This is a genomic window from Streptomyces sp. NPDC044003, from assembly GCF_056435185.1.
Map to the genome: position 1 here is coordinate 64545 of NZ_JBWKFA010000012.1, position 19350 is coordinate 83894.

Consider the following 19350-nt stretch of genomic DNA (forward strand, 5'->3'; position numbering starts at 1 on the left):
GGCGACCCACCCCACAAGATCCTCCGGCACGTCCTCCGGCCCCCCGCCCCAGAGGGAGAACTCGTTTGCGTACCGAAAAAGCCGGCCTGAGCCGCGGGCTCAACTCACGGCACATCCGCTTCATCGCGCTCGGATCAGCGATCGGCACCGGGCTTTTCTACGGCTCCTCGGGGTCCATCCAGGCGGGTGGCCCGGCCGTCCTGCTCGCCTACCTGATCGGCGGCGCGGCCGTCTTCCTGGTCCTCAGGTCGCTCGGCGAGATGGCGGTGGCGTCCCCCTGCGCCGGCTCCTTCGGCGAGTACGCGAGCCGGTACCTCGGCCCGCTCGCCGGCTTCGTCACGGGCTGGACGTACGCCTTCGAGATGGTCATCGTGGCTGTCGCCGACGTCACCGCCATCGGTGTGTACATGGGCTTCTGGTTCCCCGACGTGCCCCGCTGGATCTGGGTGTTGGCCGCCGTCCTCATCGTCGGCACGCTCAACCTCGTCAGCGTCAAGGTCTTCGGTGAGCTGGAGTTCTGGCTCTCGCTCGTGAAGATCGTCGCCATCGTCGCGATGATCATCGTCGGCATCGTGGTCATCGCGTTCGGCTTCGGCAGCGGCCACGGCCACGTCGGCATCGACAACCTGTGGGCCAACGGCGGATTCTTCGCCGGCGGCATCGACGGCTTCGTGATCTCGTTCGCCATCGTCATGTTCGCCTTCGGCGGCACCGAGATCATCGGCGTCACGGCGGGCGAGGCGGAGTCCCCGGAGAAGACCATCCCGGGCGCCGTGAACTCCATCCCGCTGCGCATCATCCTGTTCTACGTCCTGACGCTCGCCGTGATCATGTCGATCACCCCGTGGCAGCAGATCAGCGACTCGGGCAGCCCGTTCGTGCAGATCTTCGCCGGCGTCGGCCTCAAGTCCGCGGCCGCGGTCCTCAACGTCGTCGTCCTCACCGCGGCCCTGTCCGCCATCAACAGCGACATCTTCGCCGCGGGCCGCACCATGTACGGGCTCGCCGAGCGCGGCCACGGCCCCGCCGCCATGCGCCGCACCACCCCGAACGGCGTGCCCTGGGTGACCACCCTCGTCATGATCGGCGCCCTGCTCCTCGGCGTCGTGATGAACGCGGTCGTGCCCGGCGAGATCTTCCTGATCATCTCCTCGATCGCCACGTTCGCCACGGTCTTCGTCTGGGTGATGATCATGCTGACCCACGTCAAGGCCCGTCGCGGGATGTCCGCCGAGGAGACCGCGGCCCTGAAGTTCCCGGCCCCGTTCTGGCCCTACGGCCAGATCATCACGCTGGTCTTCATGGCGGCGGTGCTGGTCCTGCTCGGCGTTCACGAGAGCACCCGCGTGGCGCTCGAGGTCGGCGTGGTCTGGCTGGCCCTGCTCACCGTGGTCTACGTCCTGGCCGTCCGCCGCCGGGCCGGCACGGACCGGCAGCCGGTGCCGACCACGGACGGCGACGCCACGGCCGCCGAGGCGGCCAAGGTGGAGCCGGCCGAGATCTCCGGCTGAGCCACTCCGAACGGCATGTGCGGGCACCCTCCGGCCAGGAGGGTGCCCGCGCGCGTGCGAGGTTCGGGACGCGTGACGGGACCCGGGTGTGTGCCCGGACGTCTTGCGGACCACAGTGAGTACGCGGGTGGTGGAGTGGGCCGGCGCGACCGGCCAGGTGACGTCGGGCGCAGGTGGGCGCGTGTCGGGCGTGAGACTCCGGAGCGCCGGGTCATGCTCGTGGGCCGGGGGGCCGTGACACCCACACCCGAGGACGGTCGATGCGATTCCCACGCCCCAGTACATCCGCACTCAGACGCGCCGCGACCGTCTGCGGCGCCGCGCTCCTGATGACCACGGGCCTGATGGCGGACGCCCAGGCCGCCATCATCCCCGGCCCCGTCGTCGGCTGGGGCGCCGACAACACAGGACAGTTGGGCGACGGGAACACCACCGACAGCTCCTTCCCGGTCCGCACCGCACGCATCCGGCGGGTGATCGGCATCGACGGCGGCGTCAACCACAGCGTGGCGCTGCGCGCCGACGGCACGGTGTGGACGTGGGGGCTCAACAGTGACGGTCAGCTCGGGGACGGTACGAACACCGGCAGCACCCGGCCTGTCCAGGTCTGTGCACCCGGCCGGACCGCCCCCTGCACGGCCTTCCTCACCGACGTCGTCGCGGTTGCTTCCGGCGCATTCCACAACCTGGCGCTGCGCGCCGACGGAAGCGTCGTCGCCTGGGGCGACAACGAGTACGGCCAGCTCGGCGACGGCACCACGACCAACCGGAACACGCCCGTCCAGGTGTGTGCCCGGGCCCAGAGCGCGCCCTGCTCCACCTTCCTCACCGGCGTCACCAGCCTCGACGGCGGCTCCTGGCACAGCCTGGCCGTGCACTCCGGCGGGACCGTCAGCAGCTGGGGTCTGAACTCCTCCGGCCAGCTCGGCGACGGCAGTGACGACTTCCAGAAGTCGATCCCCGTCCAGGTCGCCCTCACCGGCACGGCCGGGAGCGTGGCGGGCGGCGGCAGCCACAGCCTCGCGCTGCTGACCGACGGAACGGTTCGCGGCTGGGGCCACAACTTCTTCGGCCAGCTCGGCGACGGCACGGCGACCGGCACCAACACGCCCGTCCAGGTGTGCGCACCGGGTCAGACCGCCCCCTGCGGCACCTTCCTCACCGGCGTGAACCAGATCGCCGCGGGCGGCGACCACAGCGTCGCGCTCCTGTCGCTCCAGAGCCAGGAAGGGGTCGTCGGCTGGGGTGACAACCGCAAGGGTCAGCTCGGCGACGGCACCTTCAACCACCAGCAGAACCCGATCCCCGTACGGGCCTGCGCCCTCGGCCAGACCGCACCCTGCACCAGCCTCCTCACCGGCGTGTTCGACATCGCCGCCGGCAGCGAGCACACCCTCGCCGTGGCATCGGACCTCACGGCCCTCGGCTGGGGCTCCAACGCCAACGGGCAGGTCGGCGACGGCTCGACGGCCGACCGCAGCATCCCGGTCCAGGTCTGCTCGGGACGTCGCCCCAACCCCTGTGCGGAGCCTCTGACCAACGTGATCACGGTCGCGGCGGGCATCGCGCACAGCCTGGCGACCCACCACTGACCGAGCCCTGAAACCCGCGGGTACGGCCGGACACCGCTCGTGGTGTCCGGCCGTACCGCTGTCCGAGGATGGGCGCCCTGCTCAGTCCACCGGCCATGTGTGCGCGGGAGCGTTCATGTGCATGTAGTCGAGGTACTGCTGCGTCATCCGCCGCAGCGCCTGATGCCGGTTCAGGTGGTCGATGTCCTGGATGTGGTGGAACATCTCCGACTGCCATACCGCGCCGTTCCGGCCGCTGACGCAGCGCTGCTCGATGATCCCCAGGAGCGGCTCTCGCCAGGTGCTGTCCATACCCCACCGCTCCAGCCCACGTTCCGCAAGCGGCAGCAGACGGCGCAGTACCAGTTCGGTCGCGGGGACCTCACCCATCCCTGGCCAGTACAGCTGCGCGTCGATTCCGTGCCGGGCCGCGGCGTACAGATTGTCCTCGGCCGCCGAGAACGACATCCGCGACCAGACCGGTCGGTCCTCGTCGACCAGGGCGCGGACCAGGCCGTAGTAGAAGGCGCCGTTCGACAGCACGTCGGCCACCGTGGGACCTGCGGGCAGTACGCGGTTCTCCACCCGCAAGTGCGGTACGCCGTCGACGACGGCATAGACGGGGCGGTTCCATCGGTAGACCGTCCCGTTGTGGAGGGTGAGCTCGGCAAGATCGGGAATCCCTCCCTGGTCGAGCGTCTCCTGGGGGTCCTCGTCCTCGCAGAGCGGCAGCAATGCCGGGAAGTACCGCGCATTCTCCTCGAAGAGATCGAAGACACTGGTGATCCACCTCTCGCCGAACCACACCCGGGGGCGGACTCCCTGCACCTTGATCTCTTCCGGCCGAGTGTCGGTGGCCTGCTCGAAGAGCGGAATGCGGGTCTCGCGCCACAGTTCCTTGGAGAACAGGAACGGGGAGTTCGCGGCCAGGGCCACCTGTACCCCGGCGACGGCCTGCGCGGCGTTCCAGTAGTCCGCGAATTCGTCCGGCGACACCTGCAGGTGGAACTGAGTGCTGGTACACGCCGCCTCCGGCGTGATCGTGTCCGCGTAGGTGCGCAACCTCTCCACGCCGTCCACCGAGATCAACAGGTCCTCGCCGCGTGCGGCGAAGATCTGCTCATTCAGCAGGTGGTACCGCGGATTCTCGGAAAGCGCCGCCGCACCCACGTCCTTCAGTTCCAGCGTCGGCAGAATTCCGATCATGACCAGATGCGCCCCGATCGCCGCAGCTTTCTCCTCGGCGTGGTTGAGCGCGTTCCGGATCTCCTCTTCCCAGGATCCGGGGCCGCCTGCGGTGAGCTGTCGCGGATCGATGTTGATCTCCAGATTGAACTGCCCCAGCTCGGTCGACCAGGACGGGTCGGCCAGCGCCTCGAGGACGTCAGAGCTGCGCATGGCGGGCTCCGCCGCTTCGTCCACGAGGTTCAGTTCGATCTCCAACCCGACCTGCGGCCGCTCGAAGTCGAACCGTGACTCCCTCAGCATCTGAGCGAACACGTCGAGGCACGTGTGCATCTTGTTCCGGAACCGGCGACGGTCGTCACGGGTGAACTCCAGCGCCGGGACGTCGCGTCCCATGTGGCCCTCCCGAGACTCGTCGGCAGACCCTTCTCTTCAGCGTCCCACTTCAGCGACGACCCAACCACCGAACCGGCCGCCGTCGGCAGGGCCCCTGTCGGCAACCGTGTCACCGGTGGTGGCAGTCCCAGTGGCCCTTCACCCAGACGTGCTCCCAGTGCCCGGGAACATAGACCCACTTGTAGGCCTTGGTGTGCTCCCAGTGGCCGTGGTGCGACTTACCGTGGTGGTCGTGCCGGTCCTGGTGCCAGGCGTCGTGCCTGACCCGCTTCTTCTCCCAGTGACCCTTGACCCACGTCTTCTCCCAGTGGCCCTTCTTCCACTCGCACCGGTCGTGATGGCCGTGCCCGTCGCCGTGGTCACCGGTTACGACAGTCGTGGCGACGGACGCCGGGGCGGGAGCGGCCGCTGCCGAGCCGGACATCCCGAGCGCGGCACCGCCCGCCAGCAGGCCGGACGCGGCGGCACCTGCCACCAGTCGGCGGAATCGCATGGTCCTGGACATGGAACGCACCTCCTTCGAGCGAGCCGGAAGAGGAATGCGCGGGCGACAGCGGGCATGGGAGGAGGAGACGTTCCGACTCGCGCGGCGATTTAGGGGAAGCCGTGAGTGTCGCTGTGCACTTCGTAGGAGGTGCGAAGCAGCGGCGGCTTGGACGAAACGGTGCCCGGATTACGGGAATGGCCGTGTGCCGCACCTTTTCCCAGTGTGGCATGTTCGCCTGCCACCCGCTGTCGGCGCGGGTTCGAGTACTGAGGGAAAGCACAGGTCCGAGCCGGTCATGGACGGGGTCTCCTAAAGGGAGCGCAACACAGTGGAGCGGGCCATGAATGCGCTCACTCCTGGGACTTGAGGTCCTCCAAGCCGGCCGCGACCAGCAGCGGGGTGAACTCCACAACGCTGTGCGTGGCGACACCCTTGAGGACATACGGATCGGTCGCGAGAAGCCGGTCGAGTTCTTCGGCGGGCATCCGGGGGACGAGGTAGACACCACCGACCAGAGGCACCTGACGCCCGGCCACCAGAAGCAATTGCCGGCAGTCACGACTGCCATCCGCTGGGTGACGGGGGCGTCTCCCGGCCGTTGTCAGCCAGGACACGGTGTGCTCCGCCGCCTGCGCGGAAAGCGATTCGGTTCGCCGGCTCCGTCGGCGAACCGAATCCGAATCGAGGGTTCGAGGCTAGCTGAGCGTCTTCACGGCAGCCGCGTCGTACGGCTTGAGCTCGTCGGTACGCCCCGCCAGGACCTTCGCCGCCCACTCCGGGTCCTGGAGCAGCGCACGGCCGACGGCGACCATGTCGAACTCGTCGCGCTCCAGGCGGTCGAGGAGGTCGTCGATGCTCTGGACAGGGGCGCCCTGGCCGGCGAACGCGTGGATGAAGTCGCCGTCGAGGCCGACCGAGCCGACGGTGATCGTGGGCCTGCCGGTGAGCTTCTTGGTCCAGCCCGCCAGGTTGAGGTCGGACCCTTCGAACTCGGGTATCCAGTGGCGGCGGGTGGAGGCGTGGAACGCGTCGACGCCGGCCGAGGCCAGCGGGGTCAGGATCGCCTCCAGCTCCTCCGGGGTCTCGGCGAGCCGCGCGTCGTAGGCGTCCTGCTTCCACTGCGAGTAGCGGAAGATGACCGGGAACTCGGGCGAGACCGACTCGCGGACCGCGGCCACGATCTCGGCCGCGAACTTCGTACGGGCCACGGGGTCGCCGCCGTAGGCGTCGGTACGGCGATTCGTCCCCGCCCACAGGAACTGGTCGAGGAGGTAGCCGTGGGCACCGTGCAGTTCGATGCCGTCGAAGCCGATGCGCTCGGCGGCCGCGGCGGCCTCGGCGAAGGCGCCGATGACGTCGTCCAGATCGCTCTGGGTCATGGCCTTGCCCGTGCCCTCGGTGCCGTCGGTGCGGATGCCGGAGGGGCCCATCGCCGGGGCGTCGGGGTAGGGGGCCTGGCCCTGCTCGCGGACCATGCCGATGTGCCACAGCTGCGGCACGATCGTGCCGCCCGCGGCGTGCACGGCCTCGGCGACCTTCGCCCATCCCGCCAGCTGCTCCTCGCCGTGGAAGCGCGGAACACGGTCGCTCTGCCCGGCCGACTCGTGGCCGACGTAGGTGCCCTCGGTGACGATGAGGCCCACGCCGGCGGCGGCGCGGCGGGCGTAGTACGACCGCACGTCCTCGCCGGGCACGCCGCCGGGGGAGAACATGCGCGTCATGGGAGCCATCGCGATGCGGTTCGGGACGGTCAGGCCATTCAGCGCGACGGGCCGGGAGAGGATCTCGGCCGCGCGGGAGGCGGGGGACTCGGTGACGGTCACTGGGATGCTCCTCGGGGCAACTGCTTGACAACCTAGATGCTTGAGAACTTCATGCAATGACAGGACCGTAGAGGGCATTGCTTGAGGTAGTCAAGTATCTCCGGTTAGAGTGGTCCACATGACAGAAGCTCCCCGCGCCGACACGGCCCAGCTCATGGAGCTGCTCTCCGTGTCGCTCGGCGTCTACTACGGCGATTTCACCGTCGCGGCGGCGAGTGAGAACCTCACGGCGAGCCAGGGCAAGGCCCTGACCGTGCTGCGCCGGGGACCCGCCGCGATGCGCGCCCTGGCCGAGACCATGACCTGCGACGCCTCCAACATGACCGGGATCATCGACCGGCTGGAGAAGCGCGGCCTGGTGCGCCGCGAGGCCGGCGCCGCCGACCGGCGCGTCAAGTACGTCACCCTCACGGCCGAGGGCGAGCGCGTCACCGACGCGATCCGCGCGAAGATGCGCACCACGCAAGAGGGCCTGGACAGACTCGACAGCCAGGACCGGGACACCCTGCACGACCTGCTGGAACGGGTCTTCGTCTCACCGCCCACCGCCTGACCCGGCACTCCACGTCTCCTCGACGACGCGCCTCCGAGATCCCGCCCGTCCCGCGCCGGAGTCCGAGCGTGCGCCCCCGCTCGCCGAAGCGAGCCGGCGGCCGTCTCGGCCGCGCGGCACGGACTGCCGATGCCCGTCGAGGGGCATAGTAGGGGAGTGATCACCAACAGTGACGAGGGTGGCGGCCGTGACGACGGCCGTGGGGGATCTGAAGGCGTGAGGGACGAGGAGGCGCAGGTCATCGTGGTGGGGGCGGGGCCGGCGGGCTCCGCCGCCGCCGTGCACCTGGCGCGGGCCGGTGTGGACGTGCTGCTCCTGGAGAAGAGCGGCTTCCCCCGGGAGAAGGTGTGCGGCGACGGGCTGACCCCGCGCGCCGTGCACCAGTTGGTGCGCCTGGGCATCGACATCGACGCGCCGGGCTGGATGCGGAACAAAGGGATGCGCTGGGTCTGCGACGGACACCAGGCGGAGCTGGACTGGCCACGCCTGGGCGCCCTCCCCGACTTCGGGCTCACCCGGAGTCGGCACGACTTCGACGACCTCCTCGCCACGCACGCGAGCGCCACCGGGGCGCGCCTGCGCACGCACGTCAAAGTGACGGGCCCGCTGACGGACCGGGCCGGGCACGTCATCGGCGTGACCGCCACCCGCGGGCCCGAGGCGGAACCGGTCCGCTACCTGGCCCCGTTGGTGGTCGCGGCCGACGGTGCCTCGGCCCGCACGGCCCTCGGCCTCGGGTTCGAACGGGACGCGAAGCGGCCTGTGGCGGCTGCCGCCCGCCGGTACTACCGCAGCGAGACCCGCACCCACGACCCATACCTGGAGCTGTGGGCCGACCTGCGCAGTCCCGGCACCGGACTCGATCTGCCCGGTTACGGATGGGTGTTCCCCCTGGGGGACGGCCGCGTCAACGTGGGCCTCGGCGCCCTGCCGCAGCAGCGGCGACGCCGCCCCGTGGACCTGCGGGCGACGCTGGAACACTGGCTGCCCCGCCTCCCCGAGGAGTGGGGCCTGCACGAAGGGAGCGCCGATTCCCCGCTGCGCAGCGCGCCGCTGCCGATGGGACTGAACCGGCATCCGCAGTACCGTCGGGGCCTGCTCCTCGTGGGTGACAGTGCCGGCATGGTCAGCCCGTGGAGCGGCGAGGGCATCGCCCAGGCGATGGAGGCCGCCGAGGTGGCTGCGGAGATCATCGCCCTGGCTCTGGCCCGGCCGGCCGGGCCGCGCCGGGAGCACGCGTTGCACCAGTACCCGGCCGAGATCCGGCGCCGGTGGGCGCGCTACTACCGCCTGGGGAACCTCGCGGGCGATCTGGTCTTCTCCCGGTTCGGCTACCGTCCGATCCTCCACCCCCGGGTGATGGCCTCACCGCAGCTGTTGAGGGTCCTGGCCCGCCTCCTGACCCATGTGAGCGACGAGCCGGCGCAGGACACGACCGACGCCGTCCTTCACGCGTTCCTGCGCCTCGTTCCCGTACGGCGGCGGTAGCCGGTGACGGACGGTCATCCCGCAACTCGCTCCGTCGGCGGATCAGTTGTTCGGTGACTGGCCCATTTCGATGCGTACCCCCGCGAGATTCCCGTCCCGCGCAGAAACGGTACGGTCCCCCTTCTGGTCGGGGGCGTCCGCCGGTGGCACGATCGGCGGGGTGCCCCCTTCCCTCCACGTCGGCCCCTACACCGTCATTGCGCTCGCCGACGGTGCGGGCCCCTTCTTCTCCTCCAGGTCGGAGGCGTTCCCCGACGCCACCACCGAGCAGTGGGCGGCGGCCGATGAGCTCGATCCCGCGGCGCTCGACCCCGACGGGCGCTGGTGGCTCCAGTTCCGTGCGTTCGCGATCCGCGGCGACCGGGGCGTCACGCTGGTCGACGCGGGAATCGGCCCGGCCGACGGCCCGGCGGCCTCCTGGGCGCCCGTACCCGGAGCGCTCCCGGCTTCGCTGGCCGCCGCAGGTATCGAACCGTCCGAAGTGGACACCGTGGTGCTCACCCACCTCCACACCGACCACGTCGGCTGGGCTGTCGTCGGCGGCGAGCAGGCGCGCCCCTTCTTCCCGAACGCCGCATACCTGCTGCAGCAAGCCGAGCTCGACGCGATCGAGAAGGTCAACCCGCAGCTGCGATCCAGCGTGATCGACCCGCTCCGCAAGACCGATCAGCTACGGCTCCTCGACGGTGAGACCTCACTGCGCAGCGGCGAGCGCGTGCTCGCCACGCCCGGTCACACGCCCGGGCACCAGAGCGTGCTCGTCGAGTACGGGCGAGAACTGGTCGCCGTCACCGGTGACCTGCTCGTGCACGCGATCCAGCTGCTCCACCCGGAACTGGCCTACGCCCACGAGACGAACCCCGCGCAGGCACGGGCGTCGAGGGAGCACGTGCTTCGCCGCAGGAACGCCGACACCCTCTACCTCGCGACACCGCACCTGACCGAGCCTTTCATCGCCCGCTGACCCACCTCGGGGTCGGCCGCTCGGTGAGCGTGCCCAGCAACTCGCCAGCGAGGTCGGTCGGGGGAGAGCGCGGTCGTCAGGGACCGCTCGGTCCGACCAGTCGGCCGACGTGTGCGAAGGAGCGAATCAGCTCGGTTTCGGTGGCGGTACGCCACAGCAGCGCCCAACGGGCCAGAGGAGCGTCGTGGACGGGGACGTACACGAGGTCGGCACGGGAGTAGGACCGGCTGGCGTGGGAGTGCACGAACGCGACGGCCTCGCCATGGGACAGGATGGGAATCATCGCGGTCTCGGTGGCGACGGTCGGGCCCACCCGGATCGGACGCCCGCTGGGGGTGTGGCTGGGCGTGAGGGCCTCGCGCCAGTAGTCGGGTTTGCCTCCGCCGATGACGACTTCGCCGGCCAGGTCCTCGTACGACACCTTCTCCCGCCGTGCCAGCCGGTGCCCGGCTCCGACGGCGAGAACGACGGGCTCGACCCTGACGACCGGCCCGACGGTGAGATCGGCCTCCCTGACCGGCAGCCACGCGATCTGGACATCGACCTCGCCGGCGCGCAGCGGACCGAACGGGTCACCGAATCCGACGTAGCGGACCTGGACGTCGCACGTGGGGTGCCGGTCGGCGAACGCGTCGAGCAGCGGCCGGAAATCCTGGACGTTGCTGGAGAGCATGCCCAGGCGCAGCACTTCGGTCCTTCCGCCGGCCGCGCGGATGGCGCGCTCCACGGCTTCGTGCAGGCCGCGGTACATCGGCAGCAGTTCTGTGGAGAGCTGCCGGCCGATCGGCGTCATCGTCACGGACCGGTTGTTGCGCACGAACAGGTCGGCGCCGATACGGCGTTCCTGCTTCTTGATCGCCTGACTGACGCGGGCGGGCGTCACGTGCAGCCGCTCTGCGGTCCGGCCGAAATGCAGTTCCTCGGCCAAGGTCAGGAAGATCTCGATGTCGCGCAGCTCCACGCCCGCTCGCTCTCTCCGCACGCTCGCTCCGCGTGCTCTCTTCGTGGTTAAGCGAGAGGTTAACGCACATTACTCGACCGGCCGTTGTCGCCGGTGCCCGCCTGCGACCAGGCTGGGCACGTCGGGAAGGAGAACGTTCAGGCCGTACGGGCGTCCGCCGTCCCGCCCTGACGTTCCCGCCAGGCTCGCCTGTGGGCCCATCCGGCAGCCATTCGACGAGGAGACATCCGTGAAGGCACTCGTTCCCGCCGACCCGACCGTGCTGCATCCCCTGCCGGGCCAGCCGCGGGTGGTCCAGCTGAAACCGCTGGTCACCTCGCCCCTGATCGAGGTCGGGGAGTACTCGTACTACGACGACCCGGACGACCCGACCGCGTTCGAGACGCGCAACGTGCTCTACCACTACGGTCCGGAGAAGCTGGTCATCGGGAGGTTCTGCGCGCTCGGCACCGGGGTGCGGTTCATCATGAACGGCGCCAACCACCGCATGGACGGACCTTCGACCTTCCCCTTCCCCACCATGGGCGGTGCGTGGTCCGAGCACTTCGACCTGCTGACCGGCCTGCCCGACCGCGGCGACACCGTCGTCGGCAATGACGTCTGGTTCGGCCACGGCGCCACGGTGATGCCGGGCGTACGCATCGGCCACGGCGCGATCATCGCCACGGGCGCCGTGGTCACCTCGGACGTACCCGACTACGGCATCGTCGGCGGAAACCCCGCCCGTCTCATCCGCACGCGCTACCGCGACGAGGACATCGCCCGGCTGCTGGCGGTGGCCTGGTGGGACTGGCCCGCGGAGCACATCTCCGCCCACATCCGCACTCTCATGTCCGGCAGCATCGACGACCTGGAGAAGGCGGTCCCCGCACAGGAATAGGGGGCGGCCAACGGCTCACGTGGTACCAGCCGCTCGGCCGCCGTACTCAGGTGGTTGCCCCCTGCACAAGGTGCCGCTCACGCCCATCCCCTCCATCGACCCATCACTTCACCTTCCCGACAAGAGAATCGAGTCATCGGCATGCCGGCTGAGACCCGCTCCGACCCGTTCGCCGAGTGGCTCGGCGACCATGCGATCCCGCTCACCCACCTCGATGCGGAGGCACCGCTCGACGACCTTGAGCCGCTGCGCGGCGTCATCGGCGGTGCGCGTGTCGTCGCGATCGGCGAACACTCCCATTTCATCGACGAGTTCGTCCGCCTGCGTCAGCGCCTCGTGCGGTTCCTGGTCGAGCGCTGCGGCTTCACCGTCCTGGCCTTCGAATACGGGTTCAGCGAAGGCTTCCCACTCGATGCCTGGGGCCAGGGCGAGGGTACGGAAGACGAACTGAAGTCTCACCTCGCCGCGGCGATCCCCGTGGGCGTCGACGGACCGCTGCGCTGGATCCGTCGGCACAACCACACCGCCTCGGCACCAGTTCGCTTCGCCGGCATCGACGTACCGGCCGCCGGTGGATCCCTGCTGCCCGCCCTGGCCCCGGTCGCCGACTATCTGCGTGAGGTCGACCCCGACACCCTGCCGCTCGTCCAGGAGGCGATGCGGATCGCCGCATCGTTCGCCGGCGCCTCCGCGGCTGCTGCCGCTCCCGCGTGGACCCGCCTGCCCGCCGCCGATCAGGACGCCCTCACCTCGACCCTGACACGCCTGCTCATCCGATTCCGAGCGGTCGAACCGCTGTACGTCGCCCGAGGCGACGGGTGCAGCTATGACATCGCCCTGCACCGCCTCGAAGGCGCCTGCCGGGCCGACTACGGATTCCGGGCCATGGCCGGCCTGTTCGCCGGGAACGGGCTGACCGCCGACACCTCTGCCCGGGACGTCTACATGGCCGAGTCCGTCCTGTGGCACCTGGAGCTCGCCGAGCCCGGAACACGCATGGTGCTGGTGGCCCACAACGCCCACATCCAGAAAGCGCCGATCTCCTTCGGCGGCCACCTCACCGGCTTCCCGATGGGGCAGCACCTGAGCGGCGTCCTCGGCGACGACTACTTCGCCCTCGGCCTGACCAGCTCCGGCGGACACACTGCGGACATGGCCCGTGACGAGCAGGCGCGCTTCGGCTTCACCATCGAGCCCACCGCACTGCAGCCGCCCGAACCGGGCAGCGTCGAAGCCGCCTTCGCCGCGGCCGGCCTCGGGCTCAGTGTCACCGGGCTTCGACAGGCGTGCACGAAGGCCGCGGAATCGGCCCCCGGCCGCATCCGGCTGCAGAACACCTTCCTGCACACCCCCGTCCTGGACGCGTTCGACGGCATCCTGCACACCCCGGTCTCCACTGTGATCGACGGCATCGGTGCTGAGCCGTCACTGCCATGACGACTCTCGATTCCCACCCGTTCGCGCGCGCTTCCGGACCGTTCACCCATCCGTTCACTCATCCGGCGAGATCAATTACGGGACAACTCCGAGGAGAGACATGACAAGCAGGTTCACCGAGTTGGTCGTCGACTGCCACGACCCCGAGGGTCTCGCGGCCTTCTGGTGTGAAGTCCTGGACTTCGAGGTGATCGAGCGGGCGGAGGGACAAGTCGAGATCGGCTCTTGGGTGCCGACGGTCGAGAAGGTCCGAGCCCGCCAGATGCCGCCCACTGTGGTGTTCATCCAGGTACCCGAGGGAAAGACCGTCAAGAACCGGCTTCACCTCGACGTCAGCCCGATCGACGGCACCACCGACCAAGAGGTGGACAGACTGGTCGGTCTCGGCGCCACGACGGTGGACGTGGGGCAGGGTTCCGGCCGGAGCTGGGTGGTCATGGCCGATCCCGAGGGGAACGAGTTCGACGTCGTGCGTACCCTCGCACCGTCCGACCTCCTGCTCGACTCCAGGAGTCGGTAATCGTCGGGGGCCGGTGAACGCAAGACGGGCTGCCCCGTCTGCCCGTGCCACCGGCGACGGTGGTCGGCGTGCCCGCGAGAATCCGGCAGCTCAGACCGCCGACGCGGCGGACCAGTCGATGTGTGGTGGCAGGACCCGCGCGCACAGAGGTTGGCCGCGGCCGTCGGTGAGACGGAGGCGTGCCAGGAGTCGCCCGGAGCTCATCGCGGCGGTGGCGGTGTCCGGGGCGATCGCGTCGAGCATGAGCTTGGCCCGGCGGAACATGGTGAAGGTCCCCGCTTCGTCCACGGTGCCCCAGGACAGGTAGACGAAGCGAGCTCCTGGGTCGCCCTGGATGTACGGCCCCTTGATGTCCACGCCCGCGTCGGTCGCCGTCGCCGTGCAGTCCAGCGTCCACGTCGCCGACACGGCGTCGCCGGGGTGCGGATCGAGCAGCTCTCCTCCACGGTCGCGCGGTGCGACGGCGACGTGGATGTTGCTGTAGCCGGGGAAGTTCGGGGCGGCACCACAAGTACGGCCCGGAAGGTCGGTGGCTTCGATCCGGATCTGCATGAAGGCATTCTGCGCCTGCCGGCCGACATCACGGTCGACCACTCGTACTGAGCACCGCCGCGCGGCCGCGAACGGAGCGCTTCACGCGTGCTCGGCATGGACTGCGTCTTGGGCAGGGTCCGGCGCGCCGCCCAGGCCCATTCCGCTCGGTCCACCAGCCCGCGAGGGCCGCAGAGATCAGCTGCCGGTGGCCCGCGGTGAGGCGGCGGCCCATGCGCTCGCGCTCCGCGCCGGTGGCGTTCACGCTGCCTCGTACTCGTGCGCCCGGCCGCCCCGCCATGTCACCCAGGCCGGGTCGTCGAGGAGATATTCGGCGTCCGGGAGGCCGGCGCGCCGGAACTCGATGACGTCCTCATCGCTGTACGCCAGGCCCAGGATCTCCCCGCGTGCGGTGACGCGCCGGCCTCCCGTGGGGGAGGGCTGGTGGACGACTATCGGGGCGCTGTCCATAGGTCCAGGATGCATCGTGCCGGTCGAGGGCACCGCCGACCCGCTCGTGGGGCGCCCGGTCACCGCTGCACCACCCCGTGCCGCGCCCCCCCCGCGGACCGGGGACTCCCGTCCCGCCCGGGCCGCGCGGCAGGATGGAAGCATGAGCATGTCCGAGAAGTCGGGCCACGGCCTGCGTGAGCGGGTCGGCTCCAGCCTGTTCAGCCACGTCGCCGGGCCCGCGGGAGCGCAGAACCGGGCCCGTATTCACGGCGCCCCCGGTCCGCGCTGGTTCGGCCCCGAGCGGCCGATCCGCACCGTCCACGGGGACGCGTCGATGTTCATCGGCGGCCTGAGCGCGCTCCTCCTGCAGTCCTTGCACCCGCGCGCGATGGCCGCGGTCGCCGCCCACTCCGGTTTCCGGGGCGATCCCTGGGGCCGCCTGCAGCGCACCAGTACCTTCCTCGCCTTCACCACCTACGGCACCGCCGAGGACGCCCAGCGCGCCGTGGACCACGTCCGCGAGGTGCACGAGCGGATCAGGGGCACCACCCCCGCCGGGGAGCCCTACCATGCCGCCGACCCGCACCTGCTGTGCTGGGTGCACGTGGCGGAGGTCGACAGCTTCCTGCGCGCACACCAGCGCTTCGGGGCCCGCCCCCTGGACGGCGCCGGCTGCGACGCGTACATCGCCGACACGGCTCTGGTCGCCCGCGCCCTGGGCGTTCCCGATCCGCCCCGCGACCGCGCGGCCCTCGCGGCCCGGCTGGCGCTCTACCGGCCCGAACTGCGGGCCACGCCCCAGGCCCGGGACGCGGCCCGCTTCGTACTCCGCGAGCCTCCGCTTCCCTGGGTCGCCCGTGGGCCCTACGCCGTACTCGCCACGAACGCGGTCCGTCTGCTGCCGCCGTGGGCCCGCTCGATGCTGGGCCTGCAGGTGGCTCCGTACCTCCCGGAGGATCTCGTACGCCTGTCCGGGCAGGCATTGACGGGGACGATCCGCTGGGCGATGGGCGCCCTTCCCTCCCGCGAGGAGCTCGCCCCGCCGCCTTGACCGCTGTCCGCCCGGACCGCCGGTACGGCGCAACACGAGGCCCCACCTCACCCCGGCCGACGATCGGGCGAGGCCCCACCCCATCCCGGCCGACGATCATGCGAGGCCCGGGCCTTACCCCGCCGACGACCACACGAGGGCCCTGCCGCGACCGCGTCCCGCCGGCGCCCGGTGACCGTCGCGCGTCGCGGACACGCCAGGCGCCGGGACCCGTCCGCCCCGCAGGCTCGAGCCTGACGTCCGGCGGACGAGCGATCACGCGTGACGATCCCGCGGGAGCCCGGCGCACTGCCCTCCGACTCAGGTCATCGAGGGGGCGCCGTGCCGCACGAAGGGCAGATCCTCCGGTTGCACCGCCCCACGCGGCCCCGCCGCCCGCAGCACCACGTCCAGCACGCGCGCCGGGTCGGCGGCGTACGCGTGGGAGAACCACGCCATGTTGGCCTCCACCACGGCCCACCGGTGGCCCGGACGGTACGGATCGACCACCTGTCCTACGTCCACGACGACGGCGCTCGGCAGGGCGGGTCCGGCCCCGGCGAGCAGGCGGTCGACGAACTCGGCGATCTCCCCGGCGACCGCCCCGTGCCTGTCGAGCGGGCGGGGGTCAAGCCGGCCGAACACCGCGTACCGACTGCCCGCGGCGACCCGCCCGTCCAGCAGGAACAGTCGGTACTCGGCAGCGAACGTCACCACCTCGGAGAGCAGCACCGGCGTCGCCGGGTCCAGATCGGTGGGCAACCGGGAGCCATCGGCGTAGACGTCCGCCGCGAAGGACTTGTCCCTCGGCGGCTTGACGAACGTCGGCCGATCGACCGCCCACGCGTCCGCGAGGGTCGCCGCACGGACCTCCCGCCCGGTGAACTCCTCCGGCAGCCGGGGGAGCCAGTCGTCCGCCGGTTCGAGCAACGCGAACCCGAGCCGACCGGCCAACCGTGCCCCCGCGACCGGACCGCCGTACCAGTACGCCGGTCCCACCGCCGTACCGGTCTCCTCCGCCGCCACGACTTCCATCCCCCGCCGCGCCGCCTCACCGGCCAACAATTCCATCGTCGACGTCCGCCGACCGGGCATGACCAGCACCGCACCCCCCTTATCCACGATGTACGAGGCCGCCACGCTAGCTCCACCCCGGTCCCGGTCACACCCGAGTTCCCGGCCCGTGGAGCATGAAGGGCACGAGGCCATGCTCGGAGCGACGCTTCGCCGGCCGGCACGGCACGTGTGGCGCCCGCGGTGCCAACGGGGCCGACGGCGCCGGTTCCGGGTCAGCCGGTGATACTCTCGCCCGCCAGGCCGGAGCGAACGAGGGCGCGGGCCACGGCGGACGTGTCCGGCTCTTCGTCGTCCGGGTCGCGCACCTGCGCCAGGAGCGCGTCCATGTCCAGGAGCCGGCCGGCCTCCGCCTGGGCGAGGAAAGAGTCGGCGTCGGGCCCGCCGTCCACCGGCGCGAGGCGCTCGGCCAGCAGCTCCACCGCCTCCGCACGGTCGGCCAGCGCGCCCATTCCACAATCCAGGCCGTCGTCGTCGAGGGTGTCCGGGTAGGGCGCGCGGGCCCAGATCCCGTTCTCGTACCAGTAGACGCAGCCGAGCTCGTAGCCGGACAGCCGGTCGCGCAGCTCGTCCCACGGCAGCCACGCCGGGCCACCGGCGAGCATGTCGACCGGCGGCTCGTGCCATTTCACGCCGCTCGACTCGTCCTCGCCGTACAGCACGTAACGGCCTTCGCCCATGCTCGACATCACCCACCAGGTGCAGCCGGCGTCGTCCCAGTGGAGCCCGTCGTCGTCGATCCAGCGACCGGTGCAGTGCGCGCTGGGGCGGCGTTCGTCGGCGGTGGTCGCCCCGAGCGCGGCGAGCAGGGCCCAGCGGGCCCACAGCCGCTCGGCGGGCGGAAGGTCCTCCGGCAGTCCCGGACGGTTGATCGTCATGACGGCCACCGTACGGGCGCGGGCACCCTCTCCCCGCACCGGGTGTGTGGCACGGGCTCGTGGCGGCTCCGACGGTTTCGCAGGCGCTCAGCAGCGCCGGACATCCTGGGGAAGCCATCCCTCCCTGGTCGTGCGACCCGGGTAGTAGACCCGTGGGTTGATGCCCGTCCTGAAGGTGTATCCGGTGGGCTGATGCCGTGGGGGAGGGGCTCGTGGAACCGTTCTGGTGCATTCACGGACCGGTCGTCACAGCGTGGTTGACGATCCGTTGAGCCAGGGAGGGCCATGACCATCACACCGTTCATCAGCCGGAAGGGCATGACGCGCCGTCGCATGCTGGGGGCTGCGCTGGCCGCCGGGGCCGCCGTGCCACTGGCCGCAGTTGCCGGCCCCGCCTGGGCGCAACCGGCCGCGGACGCCGCCTCGACGCGGCTCGTGCTGCCCGCGCCGACCGGACCGTACCCGGTGGGCAGGGTCGAACTGCGCCTCGTCGACGGGGCACGGCCGGACGACATCGCGGGTCCCGGCCGCTTCCGCGAGCTGATGGCCACCGTCTGGTACCCCGCCCGGGACGTCGAGCGGTACCCGGTGGCGCCCTGGATGCCGGCCGGTGCCCTTGAGGCGTTCCTCGCCGACGTGGGGTTCAGCGCCCTGGCCCCTCGGGCGCCGTTCACCTCCGGCCACGTGGGCGCTCCGGTGCGGCGGTCGAACCGGCGGCTGCCCGTCGTCGTGTTCTCGCACGGTGCGCACAGCCACCAGGGCGACCACACCATCGTGGTCCAGGAGCTCGCCAGCCATGGATACGCGGTGGTGACGGTCGCTCACCCGTACGACACGTACACCGTCTTCCCGGACGGCCGGGTCACCGTACCGCTCTACGACCGGAAGGCACCGACACTGCCCGGGGACTTCGCGGCGGACCTGCGCTTCGTTCTCGACTGCGTCGAACAGCTCGCCGCCGGATGCAACCCGGATGCCGACCGGCGGGAACTGCCGACCGGGCTGCTCGGCTCCCTCGACCCCCGGCGCATGGGAGCGTTCGGCTGGTCGAAGGGCGGGACGGCCACCGCCTGCGCCACGCTCGCCGACGAGCGCATCCGGGCCGGGCTGAGCCTCGACGGCCCGATGCAGATGAACCCGCCGCTGACCGGCGACCTGGACAGGCCGTTCATGATGATGTCCGCCGAGTTCACCCGCACCACCCATCCGCAGGTCGCCGCGTTCTGGTCGCACTTGCGGGGCTGGCGTCTGAACCTCCAGGCCCAGGGCGCCGCCCACATCTCCTACGGCGACGACGAGGCGCTGTTTCCGCAGGTGGCGAAGCTGTTCGGCTGGAGCGGCCAGAAGCTCCAGGGCGTGATCGGCACCCTCGATCCCGACCAGGCGGTCAAGATCCAGCAGGCCTACCCTCTCGCGTTCTTCGACGAGCACCTGCGCCACCGCCACAGGCACCTGCTCGACGGACCGTCCCCGGCCTTCCCTGCAGTCACCTTCCTCCCGTGAGGACACGTGCCCGGTGTTCGGCCGTCCGCATGTTCGCCGATGCCTCGCGGTGTGAGATGGTGCGGCCGCGGCGTAGGCCCGCTGGTGCAGGGCGCCCCTGACTGG

19 protein-coding genes are annotated in these 19350 nt (G+C 70.8%); 10 read left to right on the forward strand and 9 right to left on the reverse strand.

The features are described from left to right. The first annotated feature begins 65 nt into the window (after positions 1–65). The gene (locus tag AC07AW_RS34420) at positions 66–1511 is read left to right on the forward strand and encodes an amino acid permease (protein ID WP_478819413.1); all 1446 of its coding nucleotides are present in this window, start codon (positions 66–68) and stop codon (positions 1509–1511) included. Between the two features lie 260 nt (positions 1512–1771). Next, complete coding sequence (locus AC07AW_RS34425) at positions 1772–3103, forward strand: RCC1-like domain-containing protein (protein WP_478819414.1); 1332 nt, start codon at positions 1772–1774, stop codon at positions 3101–3103. Between the two features lie 81 nt (positions 3104–3184). On the opposite strand, the gene AC07AW_RS34430 is transcribed toward AC07AW_RS34425, so the two are convergent. The 4 genes from AC07AW_RS34430 to AC07AW_RS34445 all read right to left on the reverse strand — a co-directional run bounded on the left by AC07AW_RS34430 (position 3185) and on the right by AC07AW_RS34445 (position 6973). Then, a complete protein-coding gene (locus tag AC07AW_RS34430; RefSeq protein ID WP_478819415.1) occupies positions 3185–4663 on the reverse strand; it encodes a glutamate-cysteine ligase family protein in 1479 nt (492 codons plus the stop codon). A gap of 109 nt (positions 4664–4772) precedes the next feature. Continuing rightward, positions 4773–5168, reverse strand: coding sequence for a hypothetical protein (locus tag AC07AW_RS34435; protein ID WP_478819416.1), 396 nt, complete (start codon positions 5166–5168; stop codon positions 4773–4775). Between the two features lie 332 nt (positions 5169–5500). After that, positions 5501–5635 (reverse strand): hypothetical protein, encoded by a 135-nt coding sequence (locus tag AC07AW_RS34440; RefSeq protein ID WP_478819417.1) that lies wholly within the window; start codon positions 5633–5635, stop codon positions 5501–5503. A 210-nt stretch (positions 5636–5845) separates the two neighbouring features. Then, a complete protein-coding gene (locus tag AC07AW_RS34445; RefSeq protein WP_478819418.1) occupies positions 5846–6973 on the reverse strand; it encodes an NADH:flavin oxidoreductase in 1128 nt (375 codons plus the stop codon). 118 nt (positions 6974–7091) lie between these two features. On the opposite strand from AC07AW_RS34445, the gene AC07AW_RS34450 reads away from it, so the two are divergent. The 3 genes from AC07AW_RS34450 to AC07AW_RS34460 all read left to right on the forward strand — a co-directional run bounded on the left by AC07AW_RS34450 (position 7092) and on the right by AC07AW_RS34460 (position 9978). Further along, on the forward strand, positions 7092–7526 hold the full coding sequence (locus AC07AW_RS34450) for a MarR family winged helix-turn-helix transcriptional regulator (protein ID WP_478819419.1): 435 nt from the start codon (positions 7092–7094) through the stop codon (positions 7524–7526). A 129-nt stretch (positions 7527–7655) separates the two neighbouring features. Further along, complete coding sequence (locus AC07AW_RS34455) at positions 7656–9014, forward strand: geranylgeranyl reductase family protein (RefSeq protein WP_478819420.1); 1359 nt, start codon at positions 7656–7658, stop codon at positions 9012–9014. A 160-nt stretch (positions 9015–9174) separates the two neighbouring features. After that, positions 9175–9978, forward strand: coding sequence for an MBL fold metallo-hydrolase (locus AC07AW_RS34460; RefSeq protein ID WP_478819421.1), 804 nt, complete (start codon positions 9175–9177; stop codon positions 9976–9978). 76 nt (positions 9979–10054) lie between these two features. On the opposite strand, the gene AC07AW_RS34465 is transcribed toward AC07AW_RS34460, so the two are convergent. Next, a complete protein-coding gene (locus AC07AW_RS34465; RefSeq protein WP_478819422.1) occupies positions 10055–10939 on the reverse strand; it encodes a LysR family transcriptional regulator in 885 nt (294 codons plus the stop codon). A gap of 259 nt (positions 10940–11198) precedes the next feature. Between AC07AW_RS34465 and AC07AW_RS34470 the strand changes: the two genes are divergently transcribed. From AC07AW_RS34470 to AC07AW_RS34480, 3 genes are all read left to right on the forward strand, one after another. Beyond that, entirely contained in the window at positions 11199–11819 is a 621-nt protein-coding gene (locus tag AC07AW_RS34470; protein WP_478819524.1) for a CatB-related O-acetyltransferase, read from the forward strand. Between the two features lie 141 nt (positions 11820–11960). Continuing rightward, a complete protein-coding gene (locus tag AC07AW_RS34475; RefSeq protein ID WP_478819423.1) occupies positions 11961–13256 on the forward strand; it encodes an erythromycin esterase family protein in 1296 nt (431 codons plus the stop codon). Positions 13257–13356: 100 nt separating this feature from the next. After that, on the forward strand, positions 13357–13776 hold the full coding sequence (locus tag AC07AW_RS34480) for a VOC family protein (protein WP_478819424.1): 420 nt from the start codon (positions 13357–13359) through the stop codon (positions 13774–13776). Positions 13777–13866: 90 nt separating this feature from the next. Here the strand turns inward: AC07AW_RS34480 and AC07AW_RS34485 are convergent, their stop codons facing one another. Both AC07AW_RS34485 and AC07AW_RS34490 read right to left on the reverse strand, forming a co-directional pair. Beyond that, a complete protein-coding gene (locus AC07AW_RS34485; RefSeq protein WP_478819425.1) occupies positions 13867–14328 on the reverse strand; it encodes a DUF5990 family protein in 462 nt (153 codons plus the stop codon). A 240-nt stretch (positions 14329–14568) separates the two neighbouring features. After that, positions 14569–14778 carry a hypothetical protein gene (locus AC07AW_RS34490; RefSeq protein ID WP_478819426.1) on the reverse strand — a complete coding sequence of 70 codons (210 nt, stop codon included), beginning with the start codon at positions 14776–14778 and terminating at the stop codon, positions 14569–14571. A 142-nt stretch (positions 14779–14920) separates the two neighbouring features. Here AC07AW_RS34490 and AC07AW_RS34495 point away from each other — a divergent pair, with 142 nt between their 5' ends. Next, the gene (locus tag AC07AW_RS34495; RefSeq protein WP_478819427.1) at positions 14921–15811 is read left to right on the forward strand and encodes an oxygenase MpaB family protein; all 891 of its coding nucleotides are present in this window, start codon (positions 14921–14923) and stop codon (positions 15809–15811) included. 300 nt (positions 15812–16111) lie between these two features. Here AC07AW_RS34495 and AC07AW_RS34500 read toward each other — a convergent pair whose 3' ends face one another. After that, a complete protein-coding gene (locus AC07AW_RS34500) occupies positions 16112–16861 on the reverse strand; it encodes an ATP-grasp domain-containing protein (protein WP_478819525.1) in 750 nt (249 codons plus the stop codon). Positions 16862–17079: 218 nt separating this feature from the next. Further along, on the reverse strand, positions 17080–17742 hold the full coding sequence (locus tag AC07AW_RS34505) for a hypothetical protein (protein ID WP_478819428.1): 663 nt from the start codon (positions 17740–17742) through the stop codon (positions 17080–17082). Between the two features lie 285 nt (positions 17743–18027). Between AC07AW_RS34505 and AC07AW_RS34510 the strand changes: the two genes are divergently transcribed. Beyond that, entirely contained in the window at positions 18028–19245 is a 1218-nt protein-coding gene (locus tag AC07AW_RS34510) for an alpha/beta hydrolase family protein (RefSeq protein ID WP_478819429.1), read from the forward strand. The last annotated feature ends 105 nt before the right edge of the window (positions 19246–19350 follow it).

Bases quoted from the DNA above. Each gene is read 5' to 3' on its own strand.
- AC07AW_RS34455 (WP_478819420.1), top strand. From the start codon at position 7,656: ATGCCCGTCGAGGGGCATAGTAGGGGAGTGATCACCAACAGTGACGAG.
- AC07AW_RS34505 (WP_478819428.1), bottom strand. From the start codon at position 17,742: ATGACGATCAACCGTCCGGGACTGCCGGAGGACCTTCCGCCCGCCGAG.
- AC07AW_RS34425 (WP_478819414.1), top strand. From the start codon at position 1,772: ATGCGATTCCCACGCCCCAGTACATCCGCACTCAGACGCGCCGCGACC.
- AC07AW_RS34450 (WP_478819419.1), top strand. From the start codon at position 7,092: ATGACAGAAGCTCCCCGCGCCGACACGGCCCAGCTCATGGAGCTGCTC.
- AC07AW_RS34440 (WP_478819417.1), bottom strand. From the start codon at position 5,635: ATGCCCGCCGAAGAACTCGACCGGCTTCTCGCGACCGATCCGTATGTC.
- AC07AW_RS34435 (WP_478819416.1), bottom strand. From the start codon at position 5,168: ATGTCCAGGACCATGCGATTCCGCCGACTGGTGGCAGGTGCCGCCGCG.
- AC07AW_RS34430 (WP_478819415.1), bottom strand. From the start codon at position 4,663: ATGGGACGCGACGTCCCGGCGCTGGAGTTCACCCGTGACGACCGTCGC.
- AC07AW_RS34480 (WP_478819424.1), top strand. From the start codon at position 13,357: ATGACAAGCAGGTTCACCGAGTTGGTCGTCGACTGCCACGACCCCGAG.
- AC07AW_RS34485 (WP_478819425.1), bottom strand. From the start codon at position 14,328: ATGCAGATCCGGATCGAAGCCACCGACCTTCCGGGCCGTACTTGTGGT.
- AC07AW_RS34495 (WP_478819427.1), top strand. From the start codon at position 14,921: ATGAGCATGTCCGAGAAGTCGGGCCACGGCCTGCGTGAGCGGGTCGGC.
- AC07AW_RS34475 (WP_478819423.1), top strand. From the start codon at position 11,961: ATGCCGGCTGAGACCCGCTCCGACCCGTTCGCCGAGTGGCTCGGCGAC.
- AC07AW_RS34510 (WP_478819429.1), top strand. From the start codon at position 18,028: ATGACCATCACACCGTTCATCAGCCGGAAGGGCATGACGCGCCGTCGC.
- AC07AW_RS34490 (WP_478819426.1), bottom strand. From the start codon at position 14,778: ATGGACAGCGCCCCGATAGTCGTCCACCAGCCCTCCCCCACGGGAGGC.
- AC07AW_RS34500 (WP_478819525.1), bottom strand. From the start codon at position 16,861: ATGGAATTGTTGGCCGGTGAGGCGGCGCGGCGGGGGATGGAAGTCGTG.